At 61.3% G+C, this 6,262-nt stretch carries 4 protein-coding genes and 2 pseudogenes; 2 read left to right on the top strand and 4 right to left on the bottom strand.

What is annotated here, in order from left to right; translation table 11 throughout:
• Positions 1-287: 287 nt before the first annotated feature.
• Positions 288-515, top strand: a pseudogene (tnpB, locus tag ACOI1H_RS22770) (IS66 family insertion sequence element accessory protein TnpB); the annotation flags it as partial.
• An 87-nt stretch (positions 516-602) separates the two neighbouring features.
• Here the strand turns inward: tnpB and ACOI1H_RS22775 are convergent.
• Together ACOI1H_RS22775 and ACOI1H_RS22780 are read right to left on the bottom strand one after the other, a co-directional pair.
• On the bottom strand, positions 603-1,880 hold the full coding sequence (locus tag ACOI1H_RS22775; protein WP_422440415.1) for a glutamate-5-semialdehyde dehydrogenase: 1,278 nt from the start codon (positions 1,878-1,880) through the stop codon (positions 603-605).
• Between the two features lie 36 nt (positions 1,881-1,916).
• Positions 1,917-2,696 (bottom strand): pyrroline-5-carboxylate reductase family protein, encoded by a 780-nt coding sequence (locus ACOI1H_RS22780; protein ID WP_422440416.1) that lies wholly within the window; start codon positions 2,694-2,696, stop codon positions 1,917-1,919.
• Positions 2,697-2,968: 272 nt separating this feature from the next.
• Here ACOI1H_RS22780 and proB point away from each other — a divergent pair, with 272 nt between their 5' ends.
• Positions 2,969-4,129, top strand: a complete 1,161-nt coding sequence (gene proB, locus ACOI1H_RS22785; RefSeq protein WP_422440418.1) for a glutamate 5-kinase — start codon at positions 2,969-2,971, stop codon at positions 4,127-4,129.
• A 90-nt stretch (positions 4,130-4,219) separates the two neighbouring features.
• Here proB and ACOI1H_RS22790 read toward each other — a convergent pair whose 3' ends face one another.
• Together ACOI1H_RS22790 and ACOI1H_RS22795 are read right to left on the bottom strand one after the other, a co-directional pair.
• Complete coding sequence (locus tag ACOI1H_RS22790) at positions 4,220-4,432, bottom strand: hypothetical protein (RefSeq protein ID WP_422440420.1); 213 nt, start codon at positions 4,430-4,432, stop codon at positions 4,220-4,222.
• A gap of 103 nt (positions 4,433-4,535) precedes the next feature.
• Positions 4,536-5,912, bottom strand: a pseudogene (locus ACOI1H_RS22795) (NAD-dependent succinate-semialdehyde dehydrogenase).
• Positions 5,913-6,262: the final 350 nt, after the last annotated feature.

The following is a 6,262-nucleotide window of genomic DNA, read 5'->3' on the forward strand; positions in this document are numbered from 1 at the left end:
ACGTTGAAAGACCACCTTCTCGACAAAAGTTGGCTTTTGGCAGGTGTCTGGTGGGTTTGATCCACAAACCTGCTTTCGATTTTCGAGCGACCGTGGCAAAAAGGATCAACTCCCGATGGAAGTCAGATCTTTGCTCGGATAGATGTTGCCGTTGTCGGAACTAGTGGGAGCAAACCGGACGACGCCCTTTGCCCGCATTCGCCCCCGAATTTCCTTCGGCGCAAACCCAAACCGCTTGGCTATAGTTGCGAGCGTCACGAATTGATCATTCGTGCGGTGCGCCCAGCATGATCTCGTCCGGCCTGAGTGTCTTTCTGGCCAGCCACCCTGTCTATTTCGGCAAAGGACCGGACAGCTTGCTGGCGCTGGTCCGGGATGCGGGGAGCGACCCGCTCAGCGGGCCACTTTCGGCGTTCCGCGCAAATCGGGCAGACCGGATCAAGATTGTATGGTGGGACGGCAGTGGCGTCTGCCTCGATGCGAAGCATCTGGAGAAGTCGGAGTTCTGCTGGCCCCGGACGGACGCAGATCGGCAAGGGCCGGGCTTCACAAGAGAGGCCGGCCCCCACCCACGCAAAGGCTTGCAGCGCCAGCCCGATACATCAGTCCCGTTGCTGCCCGTTGCCAAAGACGAAATACTTGAAGCTGGTCAGTTGTTCCGCCCCAACCGGTCCGCGAGCGTGCAACTTGCCTGTCGCGATCCCGATCTCAGCGCCCATGCCGAATTCGCCGCCATCGGAAAATTGGGTGGAGGCGTTGTGCATCACGACCGCTGAGTCGATCGCCGCCATGAAACGTTTGGCGACCTGCGCGTCCTCTGTGACGATGGCATCCGTATGGCCGGAAGAATGCTGTTGCACAAAGGCAATCGCCGCATCCGCATCATCCACGATCTTTACGGACATGATATTGCTGAGGTATTCCGTGTTCCAGTCGTCATCTGTCGCCGCCGTCATCTCTGGCAGGATGCGCCGCGCCGCAGCGTCGCCACGCAGTTCGCAATCCTTTAAGGCTGCCGCCAGCCGCGGCAGCACCTGGTCCGCGATCTTTGCATCAATCACGACACATTCCGTGGCACCACAAATGCCCGTACGGCGCATCTTGGCATTGCGGACGATACCGACGGATTTTTCGATATCGGCGCTTTCATGCAGGTAGGTGTGGTTGTTGCCGTCAAGGTGCAGCAGCGTCGGCACCCGCGCCTCGCGCTGGACCAGCGACACGAGGCCCCTGCCCCCGCGCGGAATGACAAGGTCGACCGTGTCCGTGCTGTGCAGCAGCGCCTTGACTGCCTCGCGGTCGCGCGTGTCGACCATCTGCACGGCGTCCTCTGGCAGACCCGCCGCGGCAAGACCCTGCGTCAGACAGGCCACGATGACACGAGAGGACTGCAGGCTTTCCGAGCCACCCCGCAGGATGACGGCGTTGCCCGACTTGATGCACAGCGCGCCTGCGTCGGATCCCACGTTCGGGCGGGATTCGTAGATCATTGCGATCACGCCGATCGGGACGCTGACGCGGTTGATCTTCAACCCGTTGGGGCGGTCGAAGGTCGCAAGTGTGCGCCCCAAGGGATCGTCCTGTCCTGCAATCGCGTCCAGTGCATCGGCCATGGCTGCCACGCGGTCTTCGGTCAGCGTCAGACGGTCGATGAAGGCCGCGTCCTTGCCGCTGTCGCTGATGCTGTCCAGATCTTTGGCATTCGCGGCCAGAATATCGGCCGCGCGCGCGCGCAGCGCCTTGGCCGCTTCGGTCAGCGCAAGATTGCGGGCCTTTGTAGTGGCCATGGACAGATCACGGGCCGCGGCCTTGGCACGGTGGCCAAGGTCGGCCACGACGGCTGCAACGTTTGGGTTCGTATCAGTGCTCATGTCGTTCATTGTGTCTCCTTTCGGTGGCAGTCAGACCGCCCCGTCTTACTTAAGTTCACCCGCGCGGACGTAGGCCGCCTGCAGGGTCCTGTGAAACAGATCGTCCAGCGCGCCGTCGCACATCAACGCATCCAGACCCGCCTGGGTCGTGCCGTTCTTGCTGGTGACGGAGTTGCGCAGCTCCTCCAACGTCAGGTCGGACTGGCGGGCGGCCTCGACCGTGCCGCTGACCGTACCGAAGACCAGCGTGCGGGCCGTGTCATGGTCAAAGCCAAGCGCCTCGGCGGCGGCAACATAGCTGCGCAGCACCTCGAAGATGTAACCGGGGCCACTGCCGCTGACGGCAGTCAGGCAATCGATCCGGTCTTCGCTTTCAACCGGGATGCAGGTGCCGGTCTGGTCGATCAGCGCGGCAATCTCGCGCGTCTGCTGCGCCGTGCATCGGTCGTTGGCATAAAGCCCCGACACGCCCATCCCGACAAGGGCAGCCATGTTCGGCATGACGCGCACGATCGCCGCGTCCCCCACGACCTTTTCAAGCGACGCGACGCTGGCCCCCGCCGCGATCGACACAAAGGTGCCGCCGTCCTTGAGCGCGTGTGCGTAGTCCGGCAGCACGTCGGCGATCATCTGCGGCTTGATCGCGATCAGGACGACGTCGAATACCCCGGATGGCAAATCTGTCGCTTTTGACACATGTGTCACGCCGTCGGGCAAGTCGTTAGCCGCGGGGTCAGCGACCGTAAAGCTGTGTGCGCCGTGGCTGGTCCACTGGCGCAACATCGCACCACCCATCTTGCCGCAGCCGATCAAGAGTATGTTCATCTTCGTTTCCTTCTTTCGCTTTGACCGCATCGGTCATCCGGTCGTGGCGATGCCGCCTTGCACCGTCCCACAGCCCCACGACGCGGCACCCGTTCCCGGGCGGGTGTGGGCTTGCCGATCCTTCCCCCGGACGGCGACCTGTTTGCGCTTGGGGGGCAGGTCCATGTTACAAGCCGGCGAATCATTGAATGGGCAGTGCTACAGGGCTGCGTCGAACGACGCAAATCGATAGCCTTTTATCCATTCCGAACAACAATTTACGGGAGGCACTTATGCCTAGGAAGAAAAAGATCGTCGTCAAGATCGGATCGAGCCTGCTTGCGAACGATGAGAACCTGACCTTGCGCTATGCCTTCATCAACGGGCTGCTCAGCGATCTCGCGCAGTTGAAAAAGAACGGTTACGACATCATCCTGACCTCCTCAGGTTCGGTGGCCCTTGGCCTGAACATGGTCGGCAAGCGCCCCGAAGACGCGGGTATTCTGGACAAGCAGGCGGCGGCCGCGTGTGGTCAACCCCTACTGATGAACGCCTACCGCCAGATCGCGTCGGAACACAATATCGACGTCGCGCAGATGCTGGTGTCAGTCGGCGATATGGAAGAACGGCGCCGGTTCCTGAACATCAAGAACACCATGCTGCGGCTTTTCGAAAACGACATCCTGCCGATCATCAACGAGAACGACTCGGTCGCGACCCGCGACCTGCGTGTGGGCGACAATGACCGCCTTTCGGCCAAGGTGGCTCAAATGGTCGAGGCGGATCTTCTGATCATCCTGACAAGTGTCGACGGCCTGTACGACCGCGATCCGTCTGAACCGGGGGCCAAGTTCATTGCGGAAATCAACGATGTCAGCGAACATCTCGATTCCACTACTGCAATAAGCGCCCTTGGCAGCGGCGGCATGCTGACCAAGATGCAGGCGGCCAACATGGCCCAGAACGCGGGCGTCGAGACGATCATCGCCGAAGGCATCATCGAACGACCTATTTCGTCGGTCCTGCAGAAGGAACGCCGGTTCACCCGTTGCCTTGTCACCGGCAAGACAGCGTCGCCGCTCATGGTCTGGCTCAGCAACAGATTGCAGGTCTCGGGCACGCTGGTCGTATCGAACGCCGTGGCAGAGGCCGTGGCCGGCGGTGACTATGGTATCGGTCGGCATGATATCATCTCGATCCAGGGCAATTTTACCAAGGGCGATGTCCTGCACGTGTATGACGAAGATGGCACGGAAGTTGCGCGCGGCCTGACGAACTTTTCTTCGGAAGAGGCGATGCTGATGGCACGGCACCTCGATATGAATGTGGAAGACGTGATCGGCTACAAGACCAAGAGCGACGTGATCGGTGTCGAGAACATGCTGGTGCTGGAGCAGAACCATCTGCCACTTTACGCTCCGGAGGACGCCAAGAAGCTGGTCGTGCCAGCCTAGGACTGTTCTTTCGCGCAGGCGATGACGGGTGCCGCCGCGATGGCAGGCTGCGGCATCCGCCGGGGGGGGCCTGATCGTTTCAGGACTGGCTCATTCAAGCAGGATCAGCGCAAGCGGTTTGCCAACCGCTTCATTGTTCCAGCCTTTCTGCATCCCGGCCACCGCGAAGCGGGCGGGCTCAAACGTCGCCTCGATGACCCAGGTGGGCACGCCGATCAGTTCGCCAAGCCGTCGCGCCCAAGTGTTCTTCCCGATCCTGGGTGGTCCGTTGAGCAACAAGGGCGGGATCCGCGCGCCCTGCACGTATTGCGCCGCCGATCGCCGTAGAGCATCCCACACCGGCCGAGGTCGGCCAAGAGCCACAACACGCGGGTCGCGCGGGTATATCGCAGGGCGTGGAGCGTGATCATGGCAGGAAGATCGCCTTCACGTTAACGAATTCCTTCATCCCGAAACCGCCGTGTTCGCGCCCGTAGCCCGAATCCTTTACCCCGCCGAACGGCATGTTCGGATCGGCGGCCCCAAAGGAGTTGATGCGGATCATGCCAGTATCGAAGTGGTCGCGGGCGAGCTTCAGAGCGCGGTCTTCGTCCGTGCAGAAGATGCCGCCGCCCAGCCCGTAGCGGCTGTCGTTGGCGATGCGCATCGCATCCTCGTCGTCCTTGGCGCGGATAACGGCGGCGACGGGGCCAAAGATCTCGTCGTCTTAGGCCCGCTGGCCGGGGGCCACGTCCACGAGGACCGTCGCGGGGTAATAGGCACCCGTCATGTCGGGCACCTCTCCGCCGCACAGTGCGCGGGCCCCTTTGGCGATACTCTTCTCGACCTGATCTTTAACGGTGTCGAACTGGTCTTGGCTCGACAGCGGCCCAAGCTGGCTGTCCTCGTCCATCGGATCGCCCATGCGGATCGCCTTCATCTGGTCGACAAAGGCGTCAACGAAAGATCCATAGACCTTGTCCGCCACGATGAACCGCTTGGCGGCGACGCAGGTTTCGCCGTTATTATAGAGCCGCCCCATGACAGAGAATTTGACGGCCGTCTCGATGTCGGCGTCCTCCAGCACCAGGTAAGCGTCGTTCGAGCCCAGCTCCAGCACCGTTTTCTTCAGTGCCTTGGCAGCGACGGCCCCGACGTGGCGCCCTGCCCCGTCGCTCCCCGTCAGTGTGACACCGCGCACGAGCGGGTGAGCGATCAACTTGTCGCTGCGGTCGTGGTCAATCAGGATCACCTGGAACAGGTCTTTGGGCAGGCCCGCCTCGATGCACAATTTGCGCAGGCGCAGGCCGGAACCGGTGCAGATGCTGGCATGCTTCAGCACGCAAGCGTTGCCGGCCATCAGGTTCGCCGCCAGCATGCGCACCGGCTGATACAGTGGGAAGTTCCACGGCTGGATCGAGTAGATCACGCCCAGCGGCTGATAGCTGACGACACCCCGCGACCCCCTGGGCCCGTGGGTGCGTTCCTCGTCCGCCAGCGCGCCGGGGCCAGTCTTTGCGGTGTAATCGAAGATCGCGGCGCAGATCTCGACCTCGCGCTTGCCGTCCTTCAGCAGCTTGCCGGTCTCTTGCGTCATGAGCGCGGCCAAGTCATCGGCATTGTCACGCAGGCGTTGCGCGATCTTCGTCAGATAGGGCGCGCGGTCGGCGTGAGACAAGGTGCGCCAGTTCAGGAATGCGGCATGCGCCGCTTCGACCTTGGTTATGGCCTCCGCTTCCGACATCAGCAGGTATGTCTTGATCGTCTCGCCGGTCGCGGGATTTGTTGTGGTGATCGTGGACATGACGTCTCCTTGCGATTTTCGCAAATTCAACCAACCCGCCTATGGATGAGTTCCGACCTCCGCCGCGTCAGCCGGAAGACGTCAAGCCTGATGGCATCTGACCTGCCGCTGACCTTCAATCTTGCAGAGAACGTATCCGGTCACCTATTGTCTTTAGTGGCTAGAACGAGCCGAACATGATTGACGCCCCTTCATCGATGGACCGTTTCCGAAAATCAACCTGGCCAATTACCAACAGAAAGAATAATAACGGATTTGAACCTGGCAGACGAAAATGCAATCGAAGAAATGCGCCGACTGCAAGCCGAGGTTACACTTTTAGCCGACTTCGGACGCACGTTTGTGGCCAC

This window comes from Loktanella sp. DJP18, assembly GCF_049310965.1.
GTDB lineage: Bacteria > Pseudomonadota > Alphaproteobacteria > Rhodobacterales > Rhodobacteraceae > Loktanella.